Consider the following 25271-nt stretch of genomic DNA (forward strand, 5'->3'; position numbering starts at 1 on the left):
CAGATACGTCAATGCCCAATGGTGGCACCGCCCTCACTGGATCGAGCACACACCGAACGCAGACCCGGAGTCCTCACCGACATTGAGTGATTGCGGGAGCGCGTCGACGTCGGGGGCGAAGCGCGCACATCGCAACGCGGACCCGTGCGGGCACATCGAGTCTGACGGAGCTGCGATGCGCGGACAACGGACTGGCTTCGCCCGGGCGGTCCGTCGGCTCGGTCGCCGTGAAAACCGGCCGGTTGCACGAGGACATCGACCTCGATCCCGAACTCCGCGACTTCGCCCCCGGGTTGTGAAAGCGGTCCGGGCTACTCTCTTTCAGAGGCCAACGCAGCCTCTGTGCGACACGCAGGAGTTCTTCACCTCGGCCACCGTGATGTTCGGTAGCGACCTCGCCGTCCTGCCGAACTATCCTGCCGGCCTTCGGACCGCGGTCGGTGGTGTCGTCGCTGACTCGAAACACGCTGACCGAGTTGGGAATTGGCAAGAACGATGCTAAACGCCGCAAGAACATGTTCGCGCTCGGTCTGCTGTCACGGATCAGTCACCTGCCGGTCGGCGGAACCGCACAGTTCCTCCGTGGCAAGTTCGCGAACGAACCAGATATCCGAATGCCAACTTCCGCGCCTTTCTCATCCGCGCAGCGACGTTGACCTGCTACCAGGAACCAGGCTTGATCGTCCACGTGAGACGAGGTCTGAGCTAGCTAGCCGAACTCCAGAACCCGGTAGCCATGTCCAGCGTCTCCTCCGCCATCGCCTGATCCGGGCGTCCGAAAGCACGCATCCACTCGAGGGGCTCTCCGTGTTGGTCTTCTAGGCGGAGCACAACCATCATTGCGGGACTCTCGGCAGGAAGCCCGAGATGTTGAGCGATCACGGGTGGCGCGGTACTCGCAAGTAGCTTTCGGTGCAACCGTACGGGTGTCGTGCCCTCGGAGACAAACATGTCGAACATGTGCCGGGTCTTCAAGTCCTTGAGGCTGTGCCTTTTGCCGAGTTCGATCGGCTGCACATGATGTGAGACGGACAGCGGCTTGCGGCCCAGCGAAACCACGCGCAGCGCCTGCCATAGCTGGCTGCCTGGATCCAGGCCGAAAACCCGGCACGCTTCGGACGGTGCGATATCAATACCGTGGCTGATCAATTTGTGTCGAAGCGAAGGGACATCCGGCGGGGGGAACATGTTGAACGATAGCGCAGGGGAAGTACCACCAGGCGTGAACGTGGCTCGGCTGCGACGTCCTCGGCCGCGTTCGATAAACCCCTCCCGCGCTAGTCGCTCGAGCGCGTTGCGAGAAGTGATCACGCTGACGCCGAAGCGATCGGCGAGTTCACGCTCGCCTGGAAAACCGTCGCGTCCGATCCACAGCCCGTCGACGATCTCGGACTTGAGCTGCCGATAGATCTGTACTTGCATCGGCACGTCGCCGTCGAGGAGATTAGCGATCTTATCGACCCGAGACGCAAGCGGCAGGGAGGAGGTCATGTACTCATCATCGCACTTGGTCGAACCATCGTTCCGCATCGATTCACATACGACTGTGAGAACGTGCGCTACGTTTGACAGTTGCCTTCGGGTCTTCGTTGGTGTCGGTTGACGACCCGCGGCTGACGATGGGAAACCTCGGATGATCGTGTGCCCGTCGGTGTTCCATGGTCGGCAATCTGATCACCGCCGGGCAGCCACTGGCAGACTGGCGGCCCCTCGATCCGAGTCACCCCGGCGCGGGATGGGACGTACCTCGGCCCGCGCGTCTGTGTCGGTTCGACATCGGGTACTGCTCCGCAGACTGTAGCGAGCCCTCGGCGGGAGTCGTCCCAAAACCCGGGGCCGTGTTGTCAAAATCGCATATTCACATGTGAACCATTGTGAGATGCGGGTGGGTTGGCTAACCTCTGGTTGTGACGTTACTCACCCCATTGCGGACCGCGGTCGTCGTCGTTCACCTTCAGAACGATTTTGTCGGGGTCGATGGCGCTGTCGCGGCGCCGTTTCGCGGCGAAATCGTGCGACGCGACGTCTTGGTGAATGCGAATCGCATCACCGTTGCCGCGCGCAGTGCCGGCGCGAAAGTCGTATATCTCCGTATCGCGTTCCAGCCCGGTCACCCTGACCTGGTAGCCAATGCGCCGCTGTTCAAGAACATCTTGCGGGACAACCTTCACGTCGAAGGTACGTCCGGTGCGGCCATCGCGGACGAGGTCGAACCACTGTCTGACGACACCGTTGTGACTCACCAGCGGCTCAACGGGTTCCAAGGCACCCAGCTCGATGTGCTGCTGCGCGGTGCTGGCGTCGACGCCCTGGTGTTTTGTGGTATCGCGACGAACATGGCGGTTGAGGGTGCGGCCCGTGCTGCCGCCGACCTCGGCTACCGCACCTTGGTCGTCGAAGATGCCTGCTCGACGTTCACCGAAGCCCTGCACAACGGGGCCATCGCCTCGCTCGGCGCCCTCGCCGAGATCATCTCCACCGCAGATCTGATAGAGGCGCTGGAGCTTGCGTCGGAGAGGACTGGCCAGTGAGCGTGTCCGAGTCTGATGCCGCGACGCTATCGACGTGGGTGCGTGGATTCTTCGCAACCGTGGATGCCCGCGATGTGGAGCGCACCGCGGCCTACTATGCCGACGACGTCCGGGTGGCGTTCGGTAATGGGCCGGTGATCACAGGCCGTGAGAAGGTGGCGCGCTTGTTCGCCGAGAGGGCTGGCGTCTTTCGCGCTGTGTGCCACGACATCTCAGGCATATGGACAGGTCATGACGGCGCCTATCGAGTCGTCAGCGTGGAGGCGCAAGTTACTTACACCCATCATGACGGTCGCACCATCACCGTGCCGTGCACCTCGACTCTGCGACTCCGGGACGCTCGAATCGCGGACTACCGCGTCTTCATCGACCTCGCGCCCGTCTTCGCGACCGCGTAGGCGGGGATCGGCCGCAGGCGATGACGGTTGCGCGAGACTACCCGCGCAAGACCCGCGTGTTCGCCGACAACCCTTTCGGTCTATCCTCGGTTTGCGATGGTTCGTATATGAATATGAGTTCTTGCTGTAGCGGGGGCGTCATCACAGAACCGGATCGGTCACTCACGAGTCCATAGATGGAGGCATACACAATGACGATCGCCGCGATAGTAATTTCGGTGATTCTGGCGCTGCTGCTCGCTGCGGCGGGCATCCCCAAGCTGCTCGGCGTCGCGTCGGCCACCAGTACCGCAGATCACTTGCAGGTCTCATCCGCGCTCTACCGTGTCATCGGCGCGTGCGAATGCGCGGCGAGCGTCGGCCTGATCGTCGGGTCGGTGTGGTGGTCACCGCTGGCGGCCGCCGCAGCTGTCGGCGTCACAGTGCTCATGATCGGCGCTGTCATCGCTCACCTGCGGGTCAAAGATGCCGCCGCCAAGCTCGCACCGGCCCTCCTGGCATTGGCGCTCGCCGTCGCCGCCCTGGTCCTTGCGATCGCACGTCTGAGCTGAACCTTCGGCGGGTCTCGCCGCCCTGGCCCCATGGATCCGCAATCGGCTCGCCCAGCGTTGACGCCCGCATCGTTTCGGCTCGGACCAGGGTCGTCGCGGCAACCGCTCGCGCGGCGGGCGAGGGTGCTGCGGGAAGGGTGTACAGGTCCTGCCTGTCGATGCCCTGGTATGTACCCGGACGGTAGGAGTCGCGAAGGGTCCTCGCTACGATCCCGTTTGCATCGTCGAGAAGGTCGCGTCGTCCGGGGTCGCGGAGACGAAATACAGAGACTGTCGCGGACAGTGAAAAAAGTATGCTCCCAGGAATATTGGACTCGGCGTCCTATGTGCGGTGCAGACTGTGGCCGATTTGACATCATCGACTCATAGGGATTGTTCACATGTGAACATGAGATTTGGTCGCTTCGTGCGAATGTTCTGTGTGTGCAGATTTGTGGCACTGCAGCGCCGCGGTTCATCGATCGTCTCGCTTCTGCGGACGAAGCCCGCCTAGCGTTGGTGTCGCGAGAGGGCCCGCCGCAGAGCCGGTGCAGGCAAGAGCCCGATGCCAGCGACGAGCACCTCGCCCTCGATCTGCTGAACGTCGGAAAATGACAACGACAGGACGACACAACGTGAACAGGTTCATCGACAGCGTGGTCGGGATCGACACCCCGCATTGCCGACTCGGCGATGGCGGTGACCATCATCGCCACGCCCAGATGTTCGCTCGGTCCGCCGCATCCACGGTCGCATGGCGGGGGGAGACCCGATGACGTCAGGCACGACTTATGAGGCGACGGTACTCGTGGTCGGTGCGGGACCGGCCGGATTGACCGCAGCCCTCGCGTTACAGCAATACGGCGTCGATTACCGTCTCGTCGAACGCTACGCCGGGCCCGCGCACACGCCTCGCGCCCATATCGTCAACCAGCGGACCGTCGAGATCATGCGCCATCTGGGTATCGAGGAGGAGCTGGAATCGGTGGCCGTCCGGCAGGACGCGATGCCGAATCGGTTGTGGTACACCACCCTCAACAAGCCCGAAGTCATCCGGTCGGAGCAGTGGGGCGCCGGCGTGCGGCGTAGCGCCGACTACCGGGCTGCCAGCCCGTGTCCGATGCTGAACTGTCCGCAAACCGTATTCGAGCCCGTGTTGGTTCGTGCACTTGCCGAACGTGGATCGCCGGTGGGGTTCAGCCACGAGTTCATCACCACGCAACGCGACGGTGATCGCTGGGTGAGCACTATGCGTTCACGTGTCACCGACGAGGTGTACACGGTGCGATCGACTTACATCATCGGCGCTGAGGGTGCCCGAAGTACACTGGTTGACCACGCGGGCCTCCAGTTGGAAGGCGCCGCCAGCATAGCGAACAGTATCAATATCTGGTTTCGCGGCGATCTTTCGCAATATCTCGCACACCGTCCCGCCGTGTTGTCCATCAACGTGTACCCCGGAATGAGCAACCTGCTCGGTCTGGGGACATTGGTGTGCTGCGTCCCGTACAACGAGTTCGTCCTCATCCGTGACTACAACCCCGAGGTAGAGGACCTCTCGTCGTTGACCACGATGGAAGCTGCTGAACTGGTCAGCGCCGCCGTCGGTGAGCGGGTCGACGTCGAAATTCTCGGAGTCGCGCCCTGGCAAGCGAACGCGCAGGTGGCCAGTCGCCTGTCAAATGACTCGATCTTCTGTATGGGTGACGCCGTTCACCGCCACCCCCCGGCGTCTGGCATGGGGCTGAACTCCTCCGTCGCCGACGCCTTCAATCTCGCCTGGAAGGTCGCACTGGTCGACCGGGGCATCGCCGGCCCGGGCCTGTTGGATACCTACAACACCGAGCGCCAACCGGTGGTCAAGGCCATGGTTGAGCGGACCGTCTATGCGGGCATGGACGCAAGGACGGTTCCCGCGGCATTGGGTCTCGGTGTCGATGTCTCCGAAGATGCGGGTTGGGCCGCACTGGCATTACTGGATGATCCCAGCCCTGCAGGCGACGCGCGACGCGCGGCGGTCGAGGACGCGATCCGCCAGACCGACTACCAAGTGAACGGGCTCAACGCCGAACTGGGATATCGCTACGAGTCCGGAGCGCTGGTGGTCGAAGCGCCAGCGCAGACCGACTTCCCAGTGGACCCGTCCGACCGTCTGGCGCGACGGGCGTCGGCCGTGGACTTTCAACCGTCGACTCGACCGGGCAATCGTCTGCCCCACGCGCGCCTCGAACGTGACGGTGTTGCGTTGTCGTCGCTGGATCTGGTCACCAATGACGAGTTCGTCCTGATCGTCGGACTCGACGACGACGGCTGGCATGGCGCTGCAGAGCAGGCCCGGGTCGCTCTAGGCGTCGCCGTGGATGTGCACAAGATCGGAGGCAGCGGGGTCCGCGATCCCTACGGCGAATGGGCGCATCTGCGCGAGATCGGCCACAGCGGAGCAATTTTGGTTCGGCCCGATCGCCACATCGCCTGGCGAGCTGCGACCCGGCCAGCGGATCCGCGCGCTGCACTCATCGAAGCGTTGTGCACGGTGCTGGACCGCAGCATCGCGCAGATCCCGTCCGAGGTGTACGAGGCCGAGGCCGTCCCCACATCACGCGGTTAGTTTCCGACCGGCCGCAGATCGACACACAAGCAAAGATCGCCACACAAGAAAAGGAGAACCGATAGTGACGCAGCTGAATGAGCCTACTACCGCCGAGTACCAGAGCATATGGAAATACCTGTACCGCACGCCCCACACCGTGCGCTATGTCGAGGCCGACGGTTATCGGACACGTATCCTGACCGCTGGTGATCCGGATCGTCCGCCGCTGGTGCTGCTGCACGGTACCGCCGGCAGTGTCGAGAACTTCGCCGCCAATATCAGCGCGTATGCCGAGCACTTCCACGTCGTGGCGATCGATATGATCGGGTGCGGCTGGACCGATCGGCCGACGCAGCAGGTGAAAGTGACGCAGTGGTCGCACCACGTTGTCGCGGTTATGGACCTGCTGCACATCGAGCGGGCATCCATGGTCGGGGTGTCCTTGGGCTCGGCGATCGCGGCCTATATCGCGGTCGACTACCCCGAGCGCGTGGATCGAATCGTGATGGCCGCCCCGTCGGGTGTCCCGATGTCCGAAGAAGCCATCGCGTCGCTGGTCGCCGGGGTGCGGCAGCGGCGAAGCAAGGTGGTCTCGGAGGTCACCTGGGACAGCATCAGGACGATGCTCGAGGGCTTCTTCTACGACAACAGCGTTCTCATCGACGACCTGATCGCAATCCGATTGGACATCTATCAGGATCCGGCCATCCAGAAGGCGATGCCGTTCCTGGTCGCCGATCCCACCGACCGCAGACTGACGGAAGACGAATGGCGATCGCTGAACAACCCGATCTTGGCGATCGCGTCGGTGGATGTGCCGGGCTTCTTCCTCGACAGCGCCTATCGGGTCGGCGAGCTGGCCCCCAAAGCCGAGGTCGCCGAACTTCGCGATTGTGACCACTGGCCGCAGTTCGAATGCGCCGACACCTTCAATGAGATTTCGCTGCGATTCCTGGGAGTGCCGCAATCATGAACATCACCGAACTCGGATACCTCGTCGTCGGTAGTACCGATCTGCCCGCATGGCAACGCTTCTCGGTGGATATCCTCGGCGCGATGGCCGACATCGAGGACGACACCCTCTACATTCGCCTCGATGAACTCAAATACCGCATCCTGGTCCTGCCTCATTCGGAGGACACGCTGCTGGGTTCGGGCTGGGTGGCGCCGGACCAGCACGCTTACAACGACTGTCTCGCCCAGCTTAAAGCCGCCGATATGATCGTGCAGCCCGGCACACCGGAAGGGCGCCGTGCTCGGCGGGTTGGCGGATACTCCACATTCGAGGACCCGTCTGGCAACACTCACGAAGTGTGCTGGGGACGGACGCAGCTCGCGGACCCGTTCGTTTCCCCCACTGGCGTCAGCGGTTTCATGACCGGTGAGATGGGTGTCGGACACGTTGTGCTTCCGGGCAAACTGAATTACGATGCGTCACTGCGCTTCTACGAAGAGGTCTTCGGATTCGGGACGTCCGACTACTTCGAGGTCCCCACCCCCGACGGATCGGCAGCGCGCGTCACATTCCTGCACTCGCAGAACCCGCGGCAGCACAGCATCGCCATCGGTGAGGGGCCCATCCCGCATGGCGCAGCACATCTCATGCTTGAGGTCGGGTCGATCGACGATGTCGGCCGTGCGATGGACCGGGCGGACCAAGCCGGTCTGATGGCGCGGACCCTCGGCCGGCACGTCAATGATGGCATGGTGTCCTTCTACGTGAACTCACCCGCCGGGTTCCAGATCGAATACGGTTTCGGCGGCTACCAAATGGATTGGACCGGACACGAAGTACGCCAGTTTCCGCGCGGTTCCCACTGGGGGCACCGATGGCTGTAGCGAATTCGGATACCGTGACACCCTCATGCGGCGTGCGCTGCTGCACAAGGCAATTGATAATGGATGCCAGACGCGAGGTAGTTTCACCGTCATGAGACTGGCCACGGTACGTCTTGACGGGACCACTGCTGCGGCGCGCTTGGACGGCGAGGGAAACGCGTATCTCATCGAAGGCTGCCGTGATCTATCCGAGCTGTTGGGTACGCGCGATTGGCGCAGTAAGGTCAGCGGCCCGGCTCAACGCACAGTGCAGGCAGCTGACCTCGACTACGCTCCTGTTGTCCCGTGCCCGAGCAAGATCATTTGTGTCGGCTTGAACTACCGTCACCATATTGCCGAGATGGGCCATCAACCGCCCGAGTACCCCACACTGTTCACAAAGTTTTCCGAAGCTTTGACCGGGCCCTGCGATGACGTCATCGTTCCGGAGTACGCGGCAAACCAAATGGATTGGGAGGGCGAACTCGCCGTTGTCATCGGCACCAGGGCCTACCGGGTCAGTGAAGCCGATGCCGCAAACTACATTGCGGGCTACACCGTGATCAACGACTTCACGATGCGCGACTACCAGAACCGCACCAGTCAATGGGACCAGGGTAAGAACTTCGAGAAAACCAGTGGGTTCGGACCCTACTTGAGTACCGATTATGTGCCGGGCACGCGCATCGAGACCCGTCTCGACGGTGAATTAGTGCAGTCTGCCTCGACCGACGATCTGGTGTTCGGCCCGGCGCGGCTCATCGAATACATTTCCCATATCGTGACGCTGCAACCTGGTGACGTCATCAGTACCGGTACACCCGGCGGGGTAGGTCATGCCCGGGAGCCGCAGCGCTACATTGAGCATGGGCAAACAGTCGAGGTGAGCGTCGGAGGCCTCGGCTCGGTACGTAACCGGACGATCGTTCTCGGCTGACTTCACACGCTGCTGCCATACCGCTGCCGCGCTGTTTGCCTACAGTGGGCGGCGGCAGCGATATGGAGGCGACCATCGATGGTTCCGGGTCAAGGCCGACCCGAGAAGGGCGGCCACATGACAATGTTCGGGCTGGAAGTAACCCGCCATCCATCCTCGCGCGTTGGCTGGTCGCAGCTGTACGACTGGGGCGAGATGACCTTGTCCGAGATCAGCGGTTCGTCGTACACCGTTCGGCGAACCGCTGAACTCATCGCCCGGATGCCACGAGATCACATCATCGTGGCCGTTCAGGTCGAGGGGCAATCCCGCGTCCGCCAAGGCGCACTGGACTGCGAATTACTGCCGGGAGATATCGCTGTGTACGCATCGCTGCGGCCGTACGAGCGAATCTTCCCCGGGGACTTCCGCACCATCGTGGTGACGCTGGACGGCACTCTCATCTCCGGCAGGCACGAATCACTCGATGTCCTGGCCGAGCGGAAGATCGCGGGCTCCCGCGGACTTGGGCGAGTACTTTCACAACACATTATCGAACTGCAGCGCGAGGCGGGTGCCATCACCGACCATCGCGGAGTCATCGCGCATAGCCTGGCGATGCTGCTGCGCGCGGCAATCGCGGCTAGTCCCCAAGCTGACGCCGATGACTCGAGGCGATCGCGTACCGAACATCTGCGTGCGCAGGTGACGCGCTTCGTCGATGAACATCTGTCTGAAGCCGATCTGACCCCCGACCGCATCGCCACGGCGCTGTTCGTGTCGGTGCGCACCCTGCACTGGGCCTTCGCGGGTAGCGCCCATACGCTCTCGAAGCTCATCAAGGCGCGCCGGCTGCAGCACGCGATGTTCGCGCTTGCCGATCCGCTGCGGGCAGAACTTTCCATAGCCGACATCGCGACAGACGCCGGATTCACGAACCTCAGCTACTTCTCGAAGGCATTCAAGGAGGCATTCGACACGACACCCGGCCAATACCGCTCCCGCGCTCTGAAGACAGCGCACCTCAGCTTTTGAATCGCTACGGATTCTGGCCACTGTCAGTCGAATCGAGGGGCGGTGGCAGCTCACCCGAGGTAAGGGTAATTGCCGGACAGGAAGTCGCTGATCTGCTGGCGCATGCTCGGGTGGATGTCGTAGTCGTCCAGGTCTTCGGGTTGCACGAACGCGACGCCGTCGGCTTCGTCGTTGATCGTGGGTTCGCCTTCGATTGGCCGCCCGATGTAGGTGTTCTCGTATTGCTGGCGGGTTTCGCCGTCGGTGTAGGCGACGATGTGGTTCGGGTTGCTGTAGATGCCGAGGAATCCGGTGATCTCTGCGGTGATGCCGGTTTCTTCGCGGCATTCACGGATGGCGCACTTGCCGGCGGTTTCGCCGAAGTCCATCGCGCCGCCGGGTAGTGCCCACTGTCGGGTGTCGCGGCGGCGTTGTGGCAGGATGGCTCCGCACAATCGTTGCGGCACTCAACGAGACGTAGCGCTCAACGGAGCAGGCCACACCGTAGGGGCTGCTGCATGCGGCAGGTGTCAGGTCGCGCTGTCACCCGATCGTGCAGCAACCTCCTCGCCACCGTCAGACCCTGATACAGAAAGAAGCCCCGGCAGCGTTTGGGTGCGACTACCAGGGCCTCTCAGGGTATCGTCCCGCTGATCGCTCAGCTTGACGTGGCAAGCGTATCTGATACGGCTTGCTGTCGATGTACTACGGGTGCGCAGAGTGTGTGGACAGAACCGGATCACTGACAATCTCCTCCCGGGGACACCGTGAACATAGGAAGGAATCCGCAGGATGCGGAGGCAACTGTGTCCCAGGGCATAGGTCACTGTATGACTATCGGCTGACCGAGGTCCACATTCGCACCCGATACACGTCCGCGCCTGACCGAGCAAACAGACGGCCGGAACCGAACTCAACGTAATCGGTTGGCTGCCAGTGACTTCGGGTGTGGCCCGCTATGTCAGCGGGGGTGGGGCATCTCATGACGCGGTGGATGGTGGAGCGGCCGACGCTGTAGCCCACCCCTGCCGCGGTCTGGCCGTTCGATGAGAAGGCAGGGCGGCGCGGAGGAATCAGCACAGTGGGTCAGGTCTGGTCGTCGGTCCTGGCTATCGGTGCATTCTTCATGACCGACTCGATGCCGTTGAGGGCGTCGGTCCTGCTCTCGAAGGCATGCCCCTGCGCGATGACCTCGCCGTTGTCTGCCTTGAGCCTGAACCGGAATTTGCCGGCGCTGTCCTTGTACAGCTCGAACTTGGCAGCCATGCGATTACCTCGTCTCCATGTCGAACACGGATAATGCTTCGGTCCGAAATCGGTAGATCTCCGTACTGCGGCCGCAGCCGGGACACACACTGACTCGGGACCACCTACCCCAACCAGGCCTTACGAGAACTTCGTGTTTTCTGCGCCATTACTGCAAGACTCCGGTAGGGCAGCACACTAGCTGGCGGGTCGTTGTGGTTGGGTCGAGTGTGGTGGCGGTCAGGGCCACCGGCGGTGATGTTCGCGAGATTGGGGTGAAGGTGCCGTGTCCGGTCCAGATTGAGCTGTCGTCGATGCAGCTGACACCTAGCCGTAGACGCGTTTGACGGTGTTGATGCGCCCATAGCTGCCGGGTTCGCCATCCAATAGTGCGGCGGAGCGCTTTTCGGTAGTCATATGGTGCCCTGGGAGGGTTCGAACCTGCGACGCGCGACCTGGGGTTTACTTCCCTACCGCTGGCTTGTTCGGAATCTATCACGCCGTAGATAGTTTTGACATGCGAAAACTCTGTTGCAGGTTGGTGCCCTCGGCAGGAAACGCAAGACATGGGCAACCGGGAAACGCCTGGTCATCGTGGGTGCATATCCGATTTGACGCTTCGGTGGACGTGCCATGTCACAAGTGACGGGCGCTGCCGGAGTTACTGAAGCTGACCACATGGCAGATCGCCCCGAAGCGTAGTGGAGGGTGTGGGCGGGGCCGTTGGTTGCCTCACTTCGTGTGTTGACCCGTACGCTGGTCATTGGTCCCGGTGATTGCCGAGCCGCTCGAGGCCTCTCTGCGGTCCTGTTTCTCGAATCGCGATGCCGCCCGAATCACTCGGAGAGGCGAATGTGGCACCGACCGCAGGCGAACCAAATGGCCAAGATTCCACCGTTACCTCGGCGGGGCACGATGACGCTGCGGAGGACATCTGGGATGAGGAGGAGTCTCCGGCGTTGCGTCGGGCGCGCAAGGAAGCCGAGTTCGCCGCCGGTGGGGACTCGGTACGGGCGTATCTGAAGCAGATCGGGCGAGTTCGGCTGCTCTCCGCGGCCGAGGAGGTCGATCTCGCGGTCCGGATCGAAGTCGGTCTGTATGCGGTGCAGAAACTGCAGGCCGAGTGCGAGGGGCTCTCGGGTCTCGCGATCGCACGGCGCCGGGACCTGACCTGGCTCGCACGGGACGGCATCGCGGCCAAAGATCATCTGCTCGAGGCGAACCTGCGGCTGGTGGTGTCGATCGCCAAGCGGTACAGCGGGCTGGGTATGGCCTTCCTGGACCTGATCCAGGAGGGCAATCTGGGTCTGGTGCGGGCGGTCGAAAAGTTCGACTACAGCAGAGGATTCAAGTTCTCGACCTATGCCACATGGTGGATTCGGCAGGCGATTTCTCGCGCCATGGCCGACCAGGCCCGCACGATACGCATCCCCGTGCACATGGTGGAGATCATCAACAAGCTCGCGCGTATGGAGCGCGAACTGCTGCAGCAGCTGGGCCGCGAGGCAACAGCCCAGGAGCTTGCCACGGAATTGGGTATCACACCCGCGAAGGTTCTCGAGGTTCGGCAGATCGCACGGGAACCGATCTCGTTGGATCAGCCGCTCGGAGACGAGGGCGCGACCCAGTTCGGCGATTTCATCGAAGACTCCGAGGCCGTCGTAGCCGTCGAGAAGGTGGAGTTCACGCTGCTGCAGGAGCAGTTGCGGTCGGTACTCGGCACGCTCAGCGAGCGCGAAGCCGGTGTGATGCGCCTGCGTTACGGCCTGGGTGATGGGCAGCCTCGAACGCTCGACGACATCGGGAAGGTCTACGGCGTCACTCGTGAGCGGATCCGGCAGATCGAGTCGAGGACGATGTCGAAGCTGCGTCACCCATCGCGCTCACAGTTGCTGCGGGATTACCTCGAAGAGGGGGCAATGGTTCTGTGGAGGGGTGAAGGTGCCAGCCGCGGGTTCGATCGAGGCACGTCCGTGGAATTCGCGTGAGGGCGGTAGGCCAGGCGTCCGGCGGCAGTGCGGGCAGCCCGTGCTCAGGCACTTGCCCGCGGCCGTTGAGCGAGTCTCGAACCCGCCGAGCGGTGCGAGATGCTCGGGGGCGACGGCAAGCTACCTCGGCGGACCAGGGGTAATCGAGGCTAGGGTGTAGTGATAACCGGTACGTGCGTCGAACGGACGGCCGATCCGGCTGCCGTGGCCGAGCCGCGCAACCGGGGACGGGATCTTTTCCGATGACCGAGAACAAGATCACGCATCGAATCCGGACCGCCAAGGGTGGCATCGAGCAGCGCGTGCGCGATATAGGCGCCGCGGGACCCGTCGAAGCGAGGGTGGAGAGCCGTGGCCCCTTCGACTGGCTGGAACACAGTCTGAGGGGCGTGTTCAAGCACTGATATGGCGATTACGCAGGTTGCTGTCTACGCGCATATGAGCGCGGTCGATATCGAGGCGCTGGGGCGTGAGCTCGATGAAATCCGCCAGGACATCGAGGATCAGCGCGGGACGCGGGATGCGAACTACATCCGCCGGGCGATTGCGTTCCAGCGGGTCCTGGACGCCGTGGCTCGGGTGACGATCGGGGTGAGCCGTGGCAGGTTGGGGTGGATTCTGGGGACGATCGGATTGGCGGTGGCCAAGAGTGTCGAGAACATGGAAATCGGCCATAACGTGTGCCATGGTCAATGGGATTGGATGAACGATCCGGAAATCCATTCCACCACGTGGGAATGGGATATGGCGGGCCTGTCGTCGCAGTGGCGTTATGGCCACAACTATCGGCACCACGTGTTCACCAACGTGCTCGGCCTGGACGAGGATATCGGGTTCGGGCTGATGCGCGTGACCCGCGACCAGCGCTGGCGCCCGTACATGCTGGTGCAGCCGTTGCAGAACCTGTTGCTGGCGGCCACGTTCGAGTGGGGTGTGGCGATCCACGGCCTCGACGTGGAATGGGCCCGCGCGAGGTCCGGAGCGGACAAGCTCACCCAGGCTCGTGCGTTGATCGGGAAGATCGCCAGGCAGGTAGGCAAGGATTATGTGCTGCTTCCGGCGCTGAGCGGGCGAGGCTGGCGTCGCACGTTGACGGCGAACGTCTCGGCGAACGTGCTGCGCAACCTGTGGGCCTACGTGGTGATCTTCTGTGGTCATTTCCCTGATGGGGCGGAGAAATTCACAGCCACGGTGGTCGACCGCGAGACCAGGCCGGAGTGGTATCTGCGGCAGATGCTGGGCACCGCGAATTTCGACGCCGGACCGGTGCTGGGCTTTCTGAGTGGAAATCTGTGCTATCAGATCGAACACCATCTGTTTCCCGACCTGCCGAGTAACCGCTATGGCGAGATCGCTGGGCGGGTGCGGGCGTTGTGCGACAAATATGACCTTCCCTATACGAGCGGTCCCTTGCTGCGCCAGTACCTGCTGACCTTGCGCACTATCCACAAACTGGCTCTGCCCGACTGCTTCCTGACCGCTACCTGCCATGACGCCCCCGAAACTGCCTCGGAGCGAAAGTTCAGCGGCCACAACACGATCGATAGTGCTGAAGTGGGCCGGTCAGCCCAGCGGCGCGGGCTGCGCGCGGCGCTGCGAGCGGTGGCGGCCCCAACGACCGATTGTTCCACGGTCGGCTGGACGAAACGCTTTCGGGGGTGGCCCGGTATGAGCACGCACCCCATCGAATGGGTTGCTGCTGTCGGCGGCCGGGGTAGTCGATGCCCGAGGTGAGCGAGAAGGACTACCTGGAACTGATGCGTGATCTCGCCGCGTTCCGTAGAACACGCGTCGCCACAACCGATCCCGCGAGCGGCCACCGGCTCGACCACGCCATCGAAGAACACGACGCAGAGATACGCAGACGGGACCGGCATGGACGCTGACGGCTCCCTCGCGCGCACCGCACTGCTCGACCACAACAACACCAACGAGCCATGCCATCGCACATGCGGCAAGGTCCTCCCGCATCGTGGCTGTTGTGGATCCAACCCCTGCCGAGCATCGAGAGGCGGCCGGATGTCAGATCGTCGCCGGCGGGGATGACTGCGGACGTCGAACCGTCACGGAGTGGCTCGAAACGAACCGGTGGCGTCACCCGGTTCGGAGCGCAAACCTTATCAAGAGAGAGTTGCGCGTGATTCCGCAGCGGAAACGTCTCGGAAAAGATGCGGTGATCGAATTCCTGATGGCGAGTCGATCCGCTCGGCTTCGAAAAGTAAGAAACCCGCGCCGTAGCGCGGGTTTCTTGTTCGCCGGTTTCTAGATAGCGCGAACCTGTTGGGCCTGCGGACCCTTCTGGCCCTGGCCGATCTCGAACTCGACGCGCTGGCCCTCGTCGAGAGACTTGAACCCGCCCCCGGAAATCTCGGAGTAGTGCACGAAAACGTCGGGGCCGCCACCGTCTTGCTCGATGAACCCGAAGCCCTTTTCGCCGTTAAACCACTTCACACTGCCTTGCGTCATTGCTTTTCTTTTTACTTCCTGTAGCGAGCCGGGCGATCAGTTCAACAACCCGTACTCGGCGATAATCATGCCACATTCCGGAACTGTCTCCCGAAAGAGTGCGGTAGCACACAGGGGCCCAGCGGGCCCATACCGCACGGTTCTACGTAGTTTGCGATCTCATCGATCGGAAACTTTGTGCTCGTTCGTCATGCATCGGCGGATCGGCTCCCGTGACCGCGCTCGCGCGATCGAGGCAGCCATCCGTGAACTGGGTGATGTACCCGAGCTGATCGCCCCTTTCATCGGGCGGGGCGCCGCCACGGTCAAGGCCGTGCTCGACCAGGCGCAGCCGTTCGATGAAGCTCTGCTCGGTGACCTGTCCCTGGAACATCAGCTCCTGGACCGCGCCCGCTACATCCTGGCTCTGGCGACCACCGCCGGGCACTCGGAGGTGATGGTATTGGCGCAGCGGTTGATCACCGCGCATACCGAGACCGTGGACTGGTTGACCACCGTACTGGCCGAGGACGCTCTGGGCGGTCCGGCCGCGCTTCGCCACACCCGGCTGCAAGCCGGAGCCGGGACGCTGGTGAAGCTGGTCAACCTTCCCGTCAACTGGTCCACGCGTGGCCTGGACCGGGTCCTGGACACCGTCCGCGCCACCCCGCCCGCACTGGGTGAGTTGCTCGCTCAGGGCGCGCACGCCGGGAATGTCGCGGTCAAAACCCTCTCCGTCTCCCGCGACGCGGCACTGGCCACCGCCGAACAGGTCGCCCGCGACGAAGGCGCCGACACCACGGCCGGTGCCTTGCGATCCATCCGCACCGCCACCGGCACCCCTGAACCGAGTGAGCTCCCTATCGGCAACTACGACGACCTGACCGTCGCCGACGTCGCCGCCGCGATCAAGGAACTCACCGAACCAGCCGACATCCGAGCGATCCTGATCTACGAGCAAGCCCACAAGGACCGCCACGGCGTCGCGGCGGCCGTGCAATCCCGGCTCACAGCGATCGCCCACGAAGTCGCGGGTCTCACCTGACTATTCGCCCCACTGGGGGACCGCCCCGAATGATCCTGGCCTCCTCGGTGTCCGGGCCGGTGGGCCGGACGCGCCGCCGGTATCCCGCCGCACCCGGTGCCCGGTGCCGAAACGACAGCAGACGATATACGCACACGTACGGTCGGCATTGCGGCCTGGCAGGGCGTGTCACCTCAGGGTTTGCCGATCCGGACTGCAAGGATGCGTGTCCATGCCCAGAGACTGGAACGGGAAAGCATCACGCTGGCGTCTCCGGCAATTCATCCGCGATACCCGCCCCCGCACATCGTGGCGTGAGGAAGAATTCGGCATGTCGCTGCAAACCGAGATCTGGCATCGTCGCTACCCACCCGCCAGCGTCCTGCAAGCTTTGGGCACCGATTGTGGTCACCCCGTGCCCGCGGACGACATGGCGACATTCACCGGATTGGACATCCTTCTACGCGCCCGCGGTTGGAGCTTCATTCGGGAATGCTCCGGCCCGAAACTACTCACCTTCAGATACCCGCCCTCCGAAACCGGCCTCGACTCTCTCTGCCCGGGTCTGGAACCCGTCAGCACAGTTGTGGTCGTGCCGGATCGCTCCGGTCAGCCCGGCACCGTCGCGAACTGCAAGGTGGAGATCCTGCTCGTCGGTGCTCCGCGTGGGCAAGCCCATTTCGCCAGCCTGGCCACTCTCACCACCCTGCTCGGCGTGATCGAATCCCACCGCCCCACAGACCCGACCCCGCTGGCGTTCCTCCCGGCCGGCCCTGCCCACGCCTGAGGACGCAGGATGCGAGGAGGAGAAGCGATTCGAGCCAGGTCCACACCCTCGACACGCCCGCGCACCTGCACGTCAAAACTCGGCGAGCCGCGTTAACCTTCCTCCCGGATCAACGATCCAACTCCCTCAACACAGAAGGTTGTCACTCACTCATTGCGCGTTGGGTACGGCCCTCGCCCAGAGTCGTCACACGCGGGGGCCGTCCAACGAACCGGACCGCGCGCCGCCCGGCTGTAACAGAGCTGTGCCCTCAAGGAATCGCCCCTTTTGAGGACGGCGCAGAGTCCGCCACGGACAAGCGCAGGTTGTGGGTGGTGGCCAGTATCATCGCGACCGCGTCGAACACCGACGCCACTACCCTGCTCGACGCCGCGGACCGCGAGCTGTATCAGGCCAAGACCCGCAGCAAGGACCGGTGGGTCCTGCGCGTCCTGGACACCGGTCCCGGCCAGCCACCAGGTATCCGACGGCCCGAGCAATCACGCTGATCCGGTAACCCGCGTTCAACAACCCCGAGGGGTTTACACCTAGAGCTTGAGGTTGCCGGCGACCAGGCGCCAGAACACGGTCCGGTCGATCGATCGGAAGTCCCAGCCCTCACTGAAGGCGTGTGAGGCGGCGACGATAGCGGCGACGTCGAAATCCTCGCGGGTGGCCGTACCTTTGCCCTCCAGTTCGGCGATCACGTACGCAGTCGCGGTTTCCACGGTGTCCAACACGCTGTTCTCCACTCACTCGAAGAAAACGGTCGATCACGAACAATCCAACTTTAAGACTCAACCAACCGTCGCGCAGCCAAAACCTGCTCCCTACCAACCGATTACGGCACATCCACCCGATTTCCGGCGGCTACCGCCGGGATGATGGGGACACCCGGTCATAGTTCAGGCGAGATGGCGGCGGGGGCGAGCGGGTGTGCGGCCGAGAGGAGACGCCGAGAGGGGCGAACAATCCGGTGTGATGCCATCGCGACGTTGCAGCGTCTCGGTGGCTCGGTCGGCATAGGAGTCAGGGCGCGCTGGAGGAACACCTCATAGGCGCCATCGGGGAGGGCGTCGCGATCTTCTTCGCCTTCGAGCCAGGCGCAGCATGGTGCAGATAACTGGTGAACACGCTCCACGCCTATACGTATGCCTGGCCGAGACCAGTTTGCGCCTGTTACATCAATGTTTCCTGATGGTTGCGATGCTGTTGCTGCGTGGTGGCGCCGCTTCGATGAGAATGGCTTCGGCACGCGAGTTCCTCCAGAAAAAAAGCCTTCAGCGTCAATCCACACATCCATCAATGGAAGGGGTTCGACCATGGCGGTACAGGAGAGCAGCAGCGCGACGCAGAGCCGGGAGATCGATGTGCAGGCGGAAGTGGAAATGCTTCGGCTGCGGCTGGACGAGGCCCGGCAGGAGACGCAGAACGCCCGCCAGTACGCGATGCAGGCAGCGGGTCTCGCGCGCCAGGCACAGGCGCAGGCGCGGCAGGTGCAGCATCAGGCCCAGCATGCGCAGCAGGACGCCAACCAAGCCAACCAGCAGGCCCAGCAGGCCCGCCAACAGGCAATCCTGGCCACCAACCAGGCCCAGCAAGCCCAGACCGAAGCCGACCGGGCCCAAAGCCAGGCCCAGCAAGCCCAAGGCGAAGCCAACCAATCCCAGCAGCGGGCCGGCAGCGCCCAGGAGCAAGCCGACCAGGCCACCCAACTGGCGCAGCAAGCCGAGGACCAGGCCAGCCGGGCCCAAGACCGGTCCGGTCAGTGGGAGATGCAACTCCACCAGATCCGCCAGCAGGCCCGGCTCCAACAGGGCCGCTGACCCGGCGAGGACGACGTAGTGATCGCAGTGCCGGTGACCGGCCATACCCGAGAGCTGGTGTGGCCGGTTCCTCACCCCTGCCGCCCGGGAGATCCGCGATGAGCGGCCCGGTTCCGCCGCCCGCGGACGAACCCGATGTCGACGTCGAGGTCATCGTGCCGGAGATGGTCGGTGCTGGGGTGTATGCCAACGGGTTCACCTGCTGGTACAACCGCACGGACTTCACACTCGATTTCCTGGTCTATCTCCCCAGCGAACCCGGCGGGGTCAACGAGACCGGGCACGCGGCGATGCGGCAACCGGTGCAGGTCACCTCCCGGGTGAAGTTCCCACCCGCGCTGATCTTCCGGCTCATGCAAACCCTCAACGACAGCATGAACAACTACGAACGACAATTCGGCCCCATCACCCACCTCGGTGAATAACCCCACCCGGAGAGGAAAAATGCAGACCCCCACATCAGGCACCATCACCCTCATCGCCTGCCCACGCGACCGCCTCGTCATCTCCGATCCAGCCGTACGGTACCGGCACGACCCGGTCCCCGGCCGCCATTACCTCGTCACCCCCGTCGCACCGCACCCACAACCCGAACCCACCGAATAATCACCGTCCTACCCCCACAGGCAGCACCGGGAGCGAGACCGAGAATCGTGCCTACGGACGTTTTCGGCGGCGATGCTCCTGACGGGTCCTCCCCACCACCGGTCCGGCTGACTCAATAGATGGGGCGGACGATTCGACGACAGCTGGTAATCGGCTTCGATCACCCAACTATCCGACAGGTAACCACAGGTCAGACCTGTTTCGATGTTTCGCCGGCGCTGCGGCTGTCGGGAGTGTGCTTCACCCTCTGAGGTAGCCGGACCACGTTCGTCCAGTTGCCCGCACCCAAGCTGTGGTCAGGTTTTGTCCATTCCTGTGTTGGGCCGCCGCGTCACAGCGTCGCTGCGCTGACGCATGTTAGCTACATTCCGATCGTTCTGGGCTTCTTGCCGGACTTCTCGCGCCTCGCGACGAAGCAACGCGGCTGCGCTGCGGTCCATGCGCCCCACACCGGAGGCAACCAGAGCTCGCGCTCGTTCGATCGCCTCCCAGGCGTTCTGTGTGTCAGGGTCCCTCTCCGGCGCGCCACCGGACAGCCGTTCCTGCCAGGCATCGAGCCGCTCTTCTCGGGCGTCTGCTGCCGCGTCACGCTGGTCGGCGATCTGCTCGCGTGCGTCTGCTGCCGCCTCACGCCGGTCGGCGATCTGCTCGCGGGCGTCTGCTGCCGCGTCACGCCGGTCAGCGATCTTGTCCCGGGCATCCGCGACCTCCTCGCGCTGCGCAAGCAACCGTTCACAATCGCGCAACCGCTCCACCTGTTGCGCGTACTCCGTCTGATCCGCCGGACCTGGCTCCAGTCCGCCAGCATCTGCTGCCACACCGTCGCGGTGGCGCCGCTCAGCTCCCACACCCCGAGGATTACACCCTTCTACAGCACATAAACAAGAGCCATGACCTCGAATCAGACAGGCCAGCCAATACCGACGTCGCGATGCCCCGATGTAGAGCATGCTGACGTACAGCCTGATCACATACTTCGGATGAAGGCCCCCGCAACCGGGACCTTCATGCGAGCGACATCATCGGCTGAGCGCGCGTGGCCGAGGCGGCACCCGGGCGGCCGCGCGCAGACCCGTTCGCGCTCGATCAACCGGGCACGAGCGGATCGGCTCAGCTGCCGATGACGGAGTTCATGATAGTTCCGGCGCTGGTGACGGTGGCGCCGCCGATCATCGCTCCCGCCACCATCTTCGGCGACTCGAGGCTGCCGCCGTTCCACTTCTCCCACGCGAACCGGCCGCCGCCGTAGGTGACGGCGCTGACCCCGGACAGCAGAGTGAACCAGGTGAAGTAATGGACCATCTTGAGCAGCTTGTCCGCCACCGGCGGGGTCTCCGGAGTGGGATTGCCGATCTGGGCAAGCACCGTGGTGTACGTCTCATGTGCGGCCAGAACCATGCTCACGTTCGTTGTCCTCTCGGATGCTGGGGTGATGCCGGCGTGACCACTCGCCCGGGATGGCATTCAGAACCGGCCGGAAGGTGACCACGCACGCCTTTGAAATCGCGGGTCGGGGCGAGGAGCTCCGCGCGGAATGTAATCGCAGGCCCGCAGGGAGGGCGTGTCGAGGGGCCGCCCGGAGTCCTCGCTGTCCCACCGTGAGCCAGCCGGACCTACACATCCGGAACCAGCCCCTGATGACGCCGTCACACTATCGCGTACGGGTCGCTTTCCTCGGGCGCAACGCCTGCTACTTTCCGCACGAGCGGACTGGCGGGTTTGCGTGTGTGAGCGGGTAACCCGCACACATTATTTCGCTCGGGTGCGGGCTCTTCTATCATTGTTCTGGTCCGGTGGTCACTGCTCGCGTGGCTGGTCATCGGTCGCGAGCGAGGTAGGGATAGAGGTAGGGGCGCGCCTTCCTGCCGGTTACCTGTGCGGGGAGGCGGCGGATTAACGGATTGTCTTTCCGGTGGTTCGTTCTCACTTTTCAGGAGGGGCTCGATCATGGCCGTCAAAAGCAAACCGTCACAGGAATGGACGCTCGACAACGGGGGCGGCGCGTGGGCGTATCTGGTCAAGGGAGCGCAGGTGAGTGCGCCGGTGATCCTGGCCGCCGACCGTGACCGGGGCACCACGTGCCTGGAGGCGTTCGCCGACACGGTGAACAGTCCCGACTGTCCGCTCGGGGCCATGCTCGCCCGGCGCGGCAAGGACGTCATCCTGGTCGGCTACGAGACCGATGCGGACTGGGCCACCGCGGTCGGCACGGTCAGATCCGCGGTCATGGAGACCAAACGGCGCTGCCCTGGTGAGCAGCGCGCTGTCCTGGGCGGTGCCGGGTGGGCGGGGTTGCTGACGCGGTATGTGCTGGCGGAGCTGGAGTACGCGGGAGTCGATCACCGGGTCGGTGTCTACTTCTGCCTCGACAGCACCACACCCACGGCAGCTGAGCAGAACGAATTGTTCGATGTCGGCAATATGCCGATGCTGCCCAGGAGTTTGAAGATCACCACCGACGGTGTTCCCGATCTGGAAGGACTTACCGCGCACGACGATCCGGGCCTGTCGATGTTCGATGACGCGCTCTACGCATCCGCATCGCCCGCGGATTCCTCGTGGATGACCGAAGAACAGGGACGGTGGCTGCTGGACCGGCTCCCCTGAAACCTCGACGTGGTGAGCGCAGCCGGACTGCGCTGGCCGCGCTCACCCGCGAACCTGGATAGATCTCCTCCGCCGTGGGCACAGCCTCGCCGATCGCCCAGGACTCGACGATGACAGCGCTGCGTTATCGTCCCCGGGTTGCGCAGCGGATCAGCCGGACAGGCTTCCAGATCGGCAGACCGGACACTCCGTGGAGAAATGCCGCACGCTCGGGTTGGCCTAAGCAATCTTCTGGCTATTGCCGGGGTGGCCCCACCGGAGCAGTGTGGGTGGCACCGGTGGTGCCATTGGGGCGCTGCCCCCAGCTACAGAGGAGGTGGATCGTGTTCGCACGTTCTACCACTGTTCAGGCACACTTGTCCTCTCTCGATGCCGGGATTGCGCACATGCGTGAAGAGGTGATGCCTGAGCTGGACGGCATACCCGGTTGTATAGGACTGTCCCTGCTGGTCGATCGCGTTACCGGCCGGTGCATCGCCACCAGCGCATGGGAAACGCAGCAGGCGATGCGCGACAGCGCGACGAGGGTGTCCCCGATTCGCGACCGCGCCGCACGGATGTTCGGCAACAGCGACACCGAGGTCCAGGAGTGGGAGATCGTGGTCCTGCACCGCGATCACCGCTCGAGTCAGGGTGCCTGCGTGAGCGCGACCTGGGGCAGGACCGCCCCGGAGCACCTCGACTCCGCGATCCAGGTATACAAGTCCGCGACTCTACCGGCGATGGAAGAGTCCGACGGATTCTGCAGCGCCAGCCTGATGATCAACCGGGCAACAGGGCAAGGCGTCTCGTGCGCCACGTACGACAGTGCTGAAGCGATGGAACGCGATCGCGAGCGAGCGACCGCCCTGCGGAGTGAGTCCACCCGGCAAGCCGGTGTCGAAGTGACCGACATCGGTGAATTCGAGCTGGCGATCGCGCATCTGCGCGTACCTGAACTGGTGTGACCACAGCGCAGCACGCAGGATCTGCTACGTAGCTGATCTCGCCCTGGAACGGTGATCGCGGGGAAGGCGAACACCCCCGCAACGACGTCAGGATGATTCTTGACGAATAAATGGCAAATGCCCGCAGGTCACCCGGCACGGTTCGGGTGATGACCTGCGGCGGCGCATTTGGAGCGCACATCGGTATGTCTCCCCGCGCACGCGGGGATGACCCGAACGTCCGTTTCGGCGACGGCGGCGCATACGGCCAAAGATCACTGCGCAACCCCTTGAACACTCACGAAACCAGTTGGGACACAGAGTCTTTTGATGGAGTAACTGATGGCATGATGTCCGTGTCCCGCCTCGAGCGCGCCATTAGACTGCCACGACAGAGCCCACCGTATTCATCGGTTGCGGCCTGCGCTCGCTCTGGCAACTCACTCAGTACACCGTGTGGATTCTCCGAATCCCGGGAAGGATTGCGCCTGATGCCCGACAAGGTCGTCAAGGAAAAGGTACTGGTCTACGTTGTACGTGACCGCAAGCTGCTGGTCTTCCGGCACACCGACGACTCCTACGAGCAAGTCGGTATCCAGGTCCCGGCCGGAAGCATCCGCCCCGAAGAGTCTCCACAGGACGCAGCGCTGCGGGAGACGCGAGAGGAAACGGGCCTGACCGAGTTCAAGGTCCTGCGCAAGCTGGGCGAGTTCACCTATGACATCTCGCCGTATCGGTGGGAGTTGCAGCAGCGTCACGTGTTCGAGCTGGAGTTGTGCGAGCCAGCGCCCGAACGCTGGGACAGTCAGGAGGACCACGACGGTCACGGAGAGCCGACCAGGTTCGAGTGCTTCTGGATTCCGTTGGAGGCCGCGCACATCCTGCAATCCGGCCAAGGCGCGCTGCTGGGCCGACTGTACGACTGAGCCGATCTCCGTAGAGCGCTCGATGGAAGAGTTCTTGATGGATGCATCAACGACTGCCGCTGACCTGTCGCGCTGGGAGTGCCCGACACTATCTGCACCGCGGACACAGCCGCGATGACCATCTGGATTTCGCTCGCCACATTCCACTGCCCAACGCCACACACATACGAGGTCACCGCGTGCGCTACAACCCGGATGTACTGTTCCGCTCGACCGCTCCCTACTATGCGCGATACCGCTCGGGTTACCCGCCGGAGCTCTTCCAGCACCTCGGCACCCGCTTCTCGCTCGATGGCACCCAGCAGGCACTCGACTTAGGCTGCGGCACAGGCCAAATCGCTTTGCCCCTGGCAGCGTATGTCGGTCGTGTTCTGGCCATTGACCCCGAGTCGGGCATGCTCACCGAAGGTCAACGCCTGGCCGAAGACCGCGATATCGACAACATCGACTGGATCGTCGGGGACTCCTACCGGCTGTCCGAGCTTGACCTTCCCGACCTGACGCTGGTCACCATAGGTGCTGCGTTCCACTGGATGGATCGCAGCACCGTTCTCCAGGATCTCGATCGGCTCGTTCTGCCCACCGGAGCCGTCGTAATCACCAGCGGTGGAATGCTCGAAACCCAAACCCCGCCACCGTGGAACGACATCATTACCGCCATCCGCACGAAGTACCTCGGCCCCGCGCGCCGGGCTGGCTCCACAACGTACAGCCACCCCGCAGAGGGGCACACGGACGTACTACGACGTTCGCCCTTCTCCCATGTCCAGACCGTCGAGTGGAACTGGACTCTCGAACGCGACCTCGACTCGCTCATCGGGCTCCAGTTCTCCTATTCCTTCTCTGCCCCTGCTCAATTCGACAGCGGGGAACAACGCGCAGCATTCGAACGCGACCTTCGCGATGCTCTGACCGAACAATTCCCCTCCAGGACCTTCCCGGAAAGTGTTCACACCGAAGCCTTGATCGCAACACGTCTCTAAGCCCCAAACTCCCACCGCAGCAAGTCAATTCACCATCACACCTACGGCAGTTGGGCGGAAGGTCACGCCGGTAGGCCGGGGTTCAGCAATCGGTCACAAGGGCACGTTTACGCCCTCGCTTCGCCGTCCAGC

The 25271-nt window shown here is 63.4% G+C and carries 28 protein-coding genes and 1 pseudogene; 22 read left to right on the top strand and 7 right to left on the bottom strand.

From position 1 onward, the window contains the following. Nucleotides 1-440 precede the first annotated feature (440 nt). Nucleotides 441-656 (top strand): hypothetical protein, encoded by a 216-nt coding sequence (locus K7711_RS43735; RefSeq protein ID WP_222978451.1) that lies wholly within the window; start codon nucleotides 441-443, stop codon nucleotides 654-656. A gap of 49 nt (nucleotides 657-705) precedes the next feature. Here K7711_RS43735 and K7711_RS43740 read toward each other — a convergent pair whose 3' ends face one another. Beyond that, nucleotides 706-1491, bottom strand: a complete 786-nt coding sequence (locus tag K7711_RS43740; protein ID WP_222978452.1) for a GntR family transcriptional regulator — start codon at nucleotides 1489-1491, stop codon at nucleotides 706-708. 416 nt (nucleotides 1492-1907) lie between these two features. Between K7711_RS43740 and K7711_RS43745 the strand changes: the two genes are divergently transcribed. From K7711_RS43745 to K7711_RS43780, 8 genes are all read left to right on the top strand, one after another. Further along, the gene (locus K7711_RS43745; RefSeq protein ID WP_222978453.1) at nucleotides 1908-2531 is read left to right on the top strand and encodes a cysteine hydrolase family protein; all 624 of its coding nucleotides are present in this window, start codon (nucleotides 1908-1910) and stop codon (nucleotides 2529-2531) included. Then, on the top strand, nucleotides 2528-2929 hold the full coding sequence (locus tag K7711_RS43750; protein ID WP_222978454.1) for a nuclear transport factor 2 family protein: 402 nt from the start codon (nucleotides 2528-2530) through the stop codon (nucleotides 2927-2929). The genes K7711_RS43745 and K7711_RS43750 overlap by 4 nt, the downstream gene beginning before the upstream one ends. Before the next feature lie 191 nt (nucleotides 2930-3120). Then, nucleotides 3121-3480: a DoxX family protein gene (locus K7711_RS43755; RefSeq protein WP_222978455.1), complete on the top strand. Its 360-nt coding sequence runs from the start codon at nucleotides 3121-3123 to the stop codon at nucleotides 3478-3480. A 751-nt stretch (nucleotides 3481-4231) separates the two neighbouring features. After that, complete coding sequence (locus K7711_RS43760; protein ID WP_222978456.1) at nucleotides 4232-6067, top strand: FAD-dependent monooxygenase; 1836 nt, start codon at nucleotides 4232-4234, stop codon at nucleotides 6065-6067. A 64-nt stretch (nucleotides 6068-6131) separates the two neighbouring features. Continuing rightward, the gene (locus tag K7711_RS43765) at nucleotides 6132-7022 is read left to right on the top strand and encodes an alpha/beta fold hydrolase (RefSeq protein ID WP_222978457.1); all 891 of its coding nucleotides are present in this window, start codon (nucleotides 6132-6134) and stop codon (nucleotides 7020-7022) included. Continuing rightward, nucleotides 7019-7888, top strand: a complete 870-nt coding sequence (locus tag K7711_RS43770) for a VOC family protein (RefSeq protein ID WP_222978459.1) — start codon at nucleotides 7019-7021, stop codon at nucleotides 7886-7888. The genes K7711_RS43765 and K7711_RS43770 overlap by 4 nt, the downstream gene beginning before the upstream one ends. A gap of 91 nt (nucleotides 7889-7979) precedes the next feature. After that, nucleotides 7980-8804, top strand: a complete 825-nt coding sequence (locus K7711_RS43775; protein WP_222978461.1) for a fumarylacetoacetate hydrolase family protein — start codon at nucleotides 7980-7982, stop codon at nucleotides 8802-8804. 123 nt (nucleotides 8805-8927) lie between these two features. After that, entirely contained in the window at nucleotides 8928-9818 is an 891-nt protein-coding gene (locus K7711_RS43780) for a helix-turn-helix domain-containing protein (protein ID WP_222978463.1), read from the top strand. 50 nt (nucleotides 9819-9868) lie between these two features. Here K7711_RS43780 and K7711_RS43785 read toward each other — a convergent pair whose 3' ends face one another. Both K7711_RS43785 and K7711_RS43790 read right to left on the bottom strand, forming a co-directional pair. After that, nucleotides 9869-10264: an NUDIX hydrolase gene (locus K7711_RS43785; RefSeq protein WP_222978465.1), complete on the bottom strand. Its 396-nt coding sequence runs from the start codon at nucleotides 10262-10264 to the stop codon at nucleotides 9869-9871. A gap of 619 nt (nucleotides 10265-10883) precedes the next feature. After that, on the bottom strand, nucleotides 10884-11063 hold the full coding sequence (locus K7711_RS43790) for a YegP family protein (protein ID WP_222978467.1): 180 nt from the start codon (nucleotides 11061-11063) through the stop codon (nucleotides 10884-10886). 908 nt (nucleotides 11064-11971) lie between these two features. Between K7711_RS43790 and K7711_RS43795 the strand changes: the two are divergent. From K7711_RS43795 to K7711_RS43810, 4 genes and pseudogenes are all read left to right on the top strand, one after another. Then, nucleotides 11972-12952: pseudogene (locus tag K7711_RS43795) on the top strand (RNA polymerase sigma factor); the annotation flags it as partial. Between the two features lie 320 nt (nucleotides 12953-13272). After that, nucleotides 13273-13434, top strand: coding sequence for a hypothetical protein (locus K7711_RS43800; RefSeq protein WP_222978471.1), 162 nt, complete (start codon nucleotides 13273-13275; stop codon nucleotides 13432-13434). A 1-nt stretch (nucleotide 13435) separates the two neighbouring features. Then, nucleotides 13436-14764: a fatty acid desaturase family protein gene (locus K7711_RS43805; protein ID WP_222978472.1), complete on the top strand. Its 1329-nt coding sequence runs from the start codon at nucleotides 13436-13438 to the stop codon at nucleotides 14762-14764. Beyond that, entirely contained in the window at nucleotides 14761-14916 is a 156-nt protein-coding gene (locus K7711_RS43810; RefSeq protein WP_222978474.1) for a hypothetical protein, read from the top strand. The genes K7711_RS43805 and K7711_RS43810 overlap by 4 nt, the downstream gene beginning before the upstream one ends. 376 nt (nucleotides 14917-15292) lie before the next feature. On the opposite strand, the gene K7711_RS43815 is transcribed toward K7711_RS43810, so the two are convergent. Beyond that, a complete protein-coding gene (locus tag K7711_RS43815; RefSeq protein ID WP_222978476.1) occupies nucleotides 15293-15496 on the bottom strand; it encodes a cold-shock protein in 204 nt (67 codons plus the stop codon). Between the two features lie 190 nt (nucleotides 15497-15686). Here K7711_RS43815 and K7711_RS43820 point away from each other — a divergent pair, with 190 nt between their 5' ends. The 3 genes from K7711_RS43820 (at nucleotide 15687) to K7711_RS43830 (ending at nucleotide 17774) form a co-directional block, all read left to right on the top strand. Beyond that, nucleotides 15687-16520: a ferritin-like domain-containing protein gene (locus K7711_RS43820; RefSeq protein WP_235748722.1), complete on the top strand. Its 834-nt coding sequence runs from the start codon at nucleotides 15687-15689 to the stop codon at nucleotides 16518-16520. A 310-nt stretch (nucleotides 16521-16830) separates the two neighbouring features. After that, the gene (locus tag K7711_RS43825; protein WP_222978478.1) at nucleotides 16831-17286 is read left to right on the top strand and encodes a hypothetical protein; all 456 of its coding nucleotides are present in this window, start codon (nucleotides 16831-16833) and stop codon (nucleotides 17284-17286) included. Between the two features lie 314 nt (nucleotides 17287-17600). Beyond that, nucleotides 17601-17774: a hypothetical protein gene (locus K7711_RS43830; RefSeq protein ID WP_222978480.1), complete on the top strand. Its 174-nt coding sequence runs from the start codon at nucleotides 17601-17603 to the stop codon at nucleotides 17772-17774. Nucleotides 17775-17813: 39 nt separating this feature from the next. Here the strand turns inward: K7711_RS43830 and K7711_RS43835 are convergent, their stop codons facing one another. Continuing rightward, nucleotides 17814-18005: a hypothetical protein gene (locus K7711_RS43835; protein ID WP_222978482.1), complete on the bottom strand. Its 192-nt coding sequence runs from the start codon at nucleotides 18003-18005 to the stop codon at nucleotides 17814-17816. A 582-nt stretch (nucleotides 18006-18587) separates the two neighbouring features. Between K7711_RS43835 and K7711_RS43840 the strand changes: the two genes are divergently transcribed. Together K7711_RS43840 and K7711_RS43845 are read left to right on the top strand one after the other, a co-directional pair. Further along, on the top strand, nucleotides 18588-19091 hold the full coding sequence (locus K7711_RS43840; protein WP_222978484.1) for a hypothetical protein: 504 nt from the start codon (nucleotides 18588-18590) through the stop codon (nucleotides 19089-19091). A 98-nt stretch (nucleotides 19092-19189) separates the two neighbouring features. Next, on the top strand, nucleotides 19190-19516 hold the full coding sequence (locus K7711_RS43845; RefSeq protein WP_222978485.1) for a DUF3467 domain-containing protein: 327 nt from the start codon (nucleotides 19190-19192) through the stop codon (nucleotides 19514-19516). Nucleotides 19517-19993: 477 nt separating this feature from the next. Here the strand turns inward: K7711_RS43845 and K7711_RS43850 are convergent, their stop codons facing one another. Continuing rightward, nucleotides 19994-20545 carry a hypothetical protein gene (locus tag K7711_RS43850; RefSeq protein ID WP_222978486.1) on the bottom strand — a complete coding sequence of 184 codons (552 nt, stop codon included), beginning with the start codon at nucleotides 20543-20545 and terminating at the stop codon, nucleotides 19994-19996. Nucleotides 20546-20807: 262 nt separating this feature from the next. Next, complete coding sequence (locus K7711_RS43855) at nucleotides 20808-21095, bottom strand: hypothetical protein (RefSeq protein WP_067669760.1); 288 nt, start codon at nucleotides 21093-21095, stop codon at nucleotides 20808-20810. A 549-nt stretch (nucleotides 21096-21644) separates the two neighbouring features. Between K7711_RS43855 and K7711_RS43860 the strand changes: the two genes are divergently transcribed. From K7711_RS43860 to K7711_RS43875, 4 genes are all read left to right on the top strand, one after another. Then, nucleotides 21645-22304, top strand: coding sequence for a hypothetical protein (locus tag K7711_RS43860; protein WP_222978487.1), 660 nt, complete (start codon nucleotides 21645-21647; stop codon nucleotides 22302-22304). 323 nt (nucleotides 22305-22627) lie between these two features. Next, entirely contained in the window at nucleotides 22628-23251 is a 624-nt protein-coding gene (locus K7711_RS43865; RefSeq protein WP_222978488.1) for a hypothetical protein, read from the top strand. A gap of 470 nt (nucleotides 23252-23721) precedes the next feature. After that, entirely contained in the window at nucleotides 23722-24156 is a 435-nt protein-coding gene (locus K7711_RS43870) for an NUDIX hydrolase (RefSeq protein ID WP_222978489.1), read from the top strand. A gap of 179 nt (nucleotides 24157-24335) precedes the next feature. Next, nucleotides 24336-25139: a class I SAM-dependent methyltransferase gene (locus K7711_RS43875; RefSeq protein ID WP_222978490.1), complete on the top strand. Its 804-nt coding sequence runs from the start codon at nucleotides 24336-24338 to the stop codon at nucleotides 25137-25139. The last annotated feature ends 132 nt before the right edge of the window (nucleotides 25140-25271 follow it).

This window comes from Nocardia coffeae, assembly GCF_019890715.1.
In the GTDB taxonomy this organism is placed as follows: domain Bacteria; phylum Actinomycetota; class Actinomycetes; order Mycobacteriales; family Mycobacteriaceae; genus Nocardia; species Nocardia jiangxiensis.

Bases quoted from the DNA above. Each gene is read 5' to 3' on its own strand.
- K7711_RS43740 (WP_222978452.1), bottom strand. From the start codon at position 1,491: ATGACCTCCTCCCTGCCGCTTGCGTCTCGGGTCGATAAGATCGCTAAT.
- K7711_RS43800 (WP_222978471.1), top strand. From the start codon at position 13,273: ATGACCGAGAACAAGATCACGCATCGAATCCGGACCGCCAAGGGTGGC.
- K7711_RS43780 (WP_222978463.1), top strand. From the start codon at position 8,928: ATGTTCGGGCTGGAAGTAACCCGCCATCCATCCTCGCGCGTTGGCTGG.
- K7711_RS43845 (WP_222978485.1), top strand. From the start codon at position 19,190: ATGAGCGGCCCGGTTCCGCCGCCCGCGGACGAACCCGATGTCGACGTC.
- K7711_RS43870 (WP_222978489.1), top strand. From the start codon at position 23,722: ATGCCCGACAAGGTCGTCAAGGAAAAGGTACTGGTCTACGTTGTACGT.
- K7711_RS43825 (WP_222978478.1), top strand. From the start codon at position 16,831: ATGTCGCTGCAAACCGAGATCTGGCATCGTCGCTACCCACCCGCCAGC.
- K7711_RS43840 (WP_222978484.1), top strand. From the start codon at position 18,588: ATGGCGGTACAGGAGAGCAGCAGCGCGACGCAGAGCCGGGAGATCGAT.
- K7711_RS43860 (WP_222978487.1), top strand. From the start codon at position 21,645: ATGGCCGTCAAAAGCAAACCGTCACAGGAATGGACGCTCGACAACGGG.
- K7711_RS43855 (WP_067669760.1), bottom strand. From the start codon at position 21,095: ATGGTTCTGGCCGCACATGAGACGTACACCACGGTGCTTGCCCAGATC.
- K7711_RS43755 (WP_222978455.1), top strand. From the start codon at position 3,121: ATGACGATCGCCGCGATAGTAATTTCGGTGATTCTGGCGCTGCTGCTC.
- K7711_RS43815 (WP_222978476.1), bottom strand. From the start codon at position 15,496: ATGACGCAAGGCAGTGTGAAGTGGTTTAACGGCGAAAAGGGCTTCGGG.
- K7711_RS43770 (WP_222978459.1), top strand. From the start codon at position 7,019: ATGAACATCACCGAACTCGGATACCTCGTCGTCGGTAGTACCGATCTG.
- K7711_RS43820 (WP_235748722.1), top strand. From the start codon at position 15,687: ATGCATCGGCGGATCGGCTCCCGTGACCGCGCTCGCGCGATCGAGGCA.
- K7711_RS43790 (WP_222978467.1), bottom strand. From the start codon at position 11,063: ATGGCTGCCAAGTTCGAGCTGTACAAGGACAGCGCCGGCAAATTCCGG.
- K7711_RS43805 (WP_222978472.1), top strand. From the start codon at position 13,436: ATGGCGATTACGCAGGTTGCTGTCTACGCGCATATGAGCGCGGTCGAT.
- K7711_RS43775 (WP_222978461.1), top strand. From the start codon at position 7,980: ATGAGACTGGCCACGGTACGTCTTGACGGGACCACTGCTGCGGCGCGC.
- K7711_RS43760 (WP_222978456.1), top strand. From the start codon at position 4,232: ATGACGTCAGGCACGACTTATGAGGCGACGGTACTCGTGGTCGGTGCG.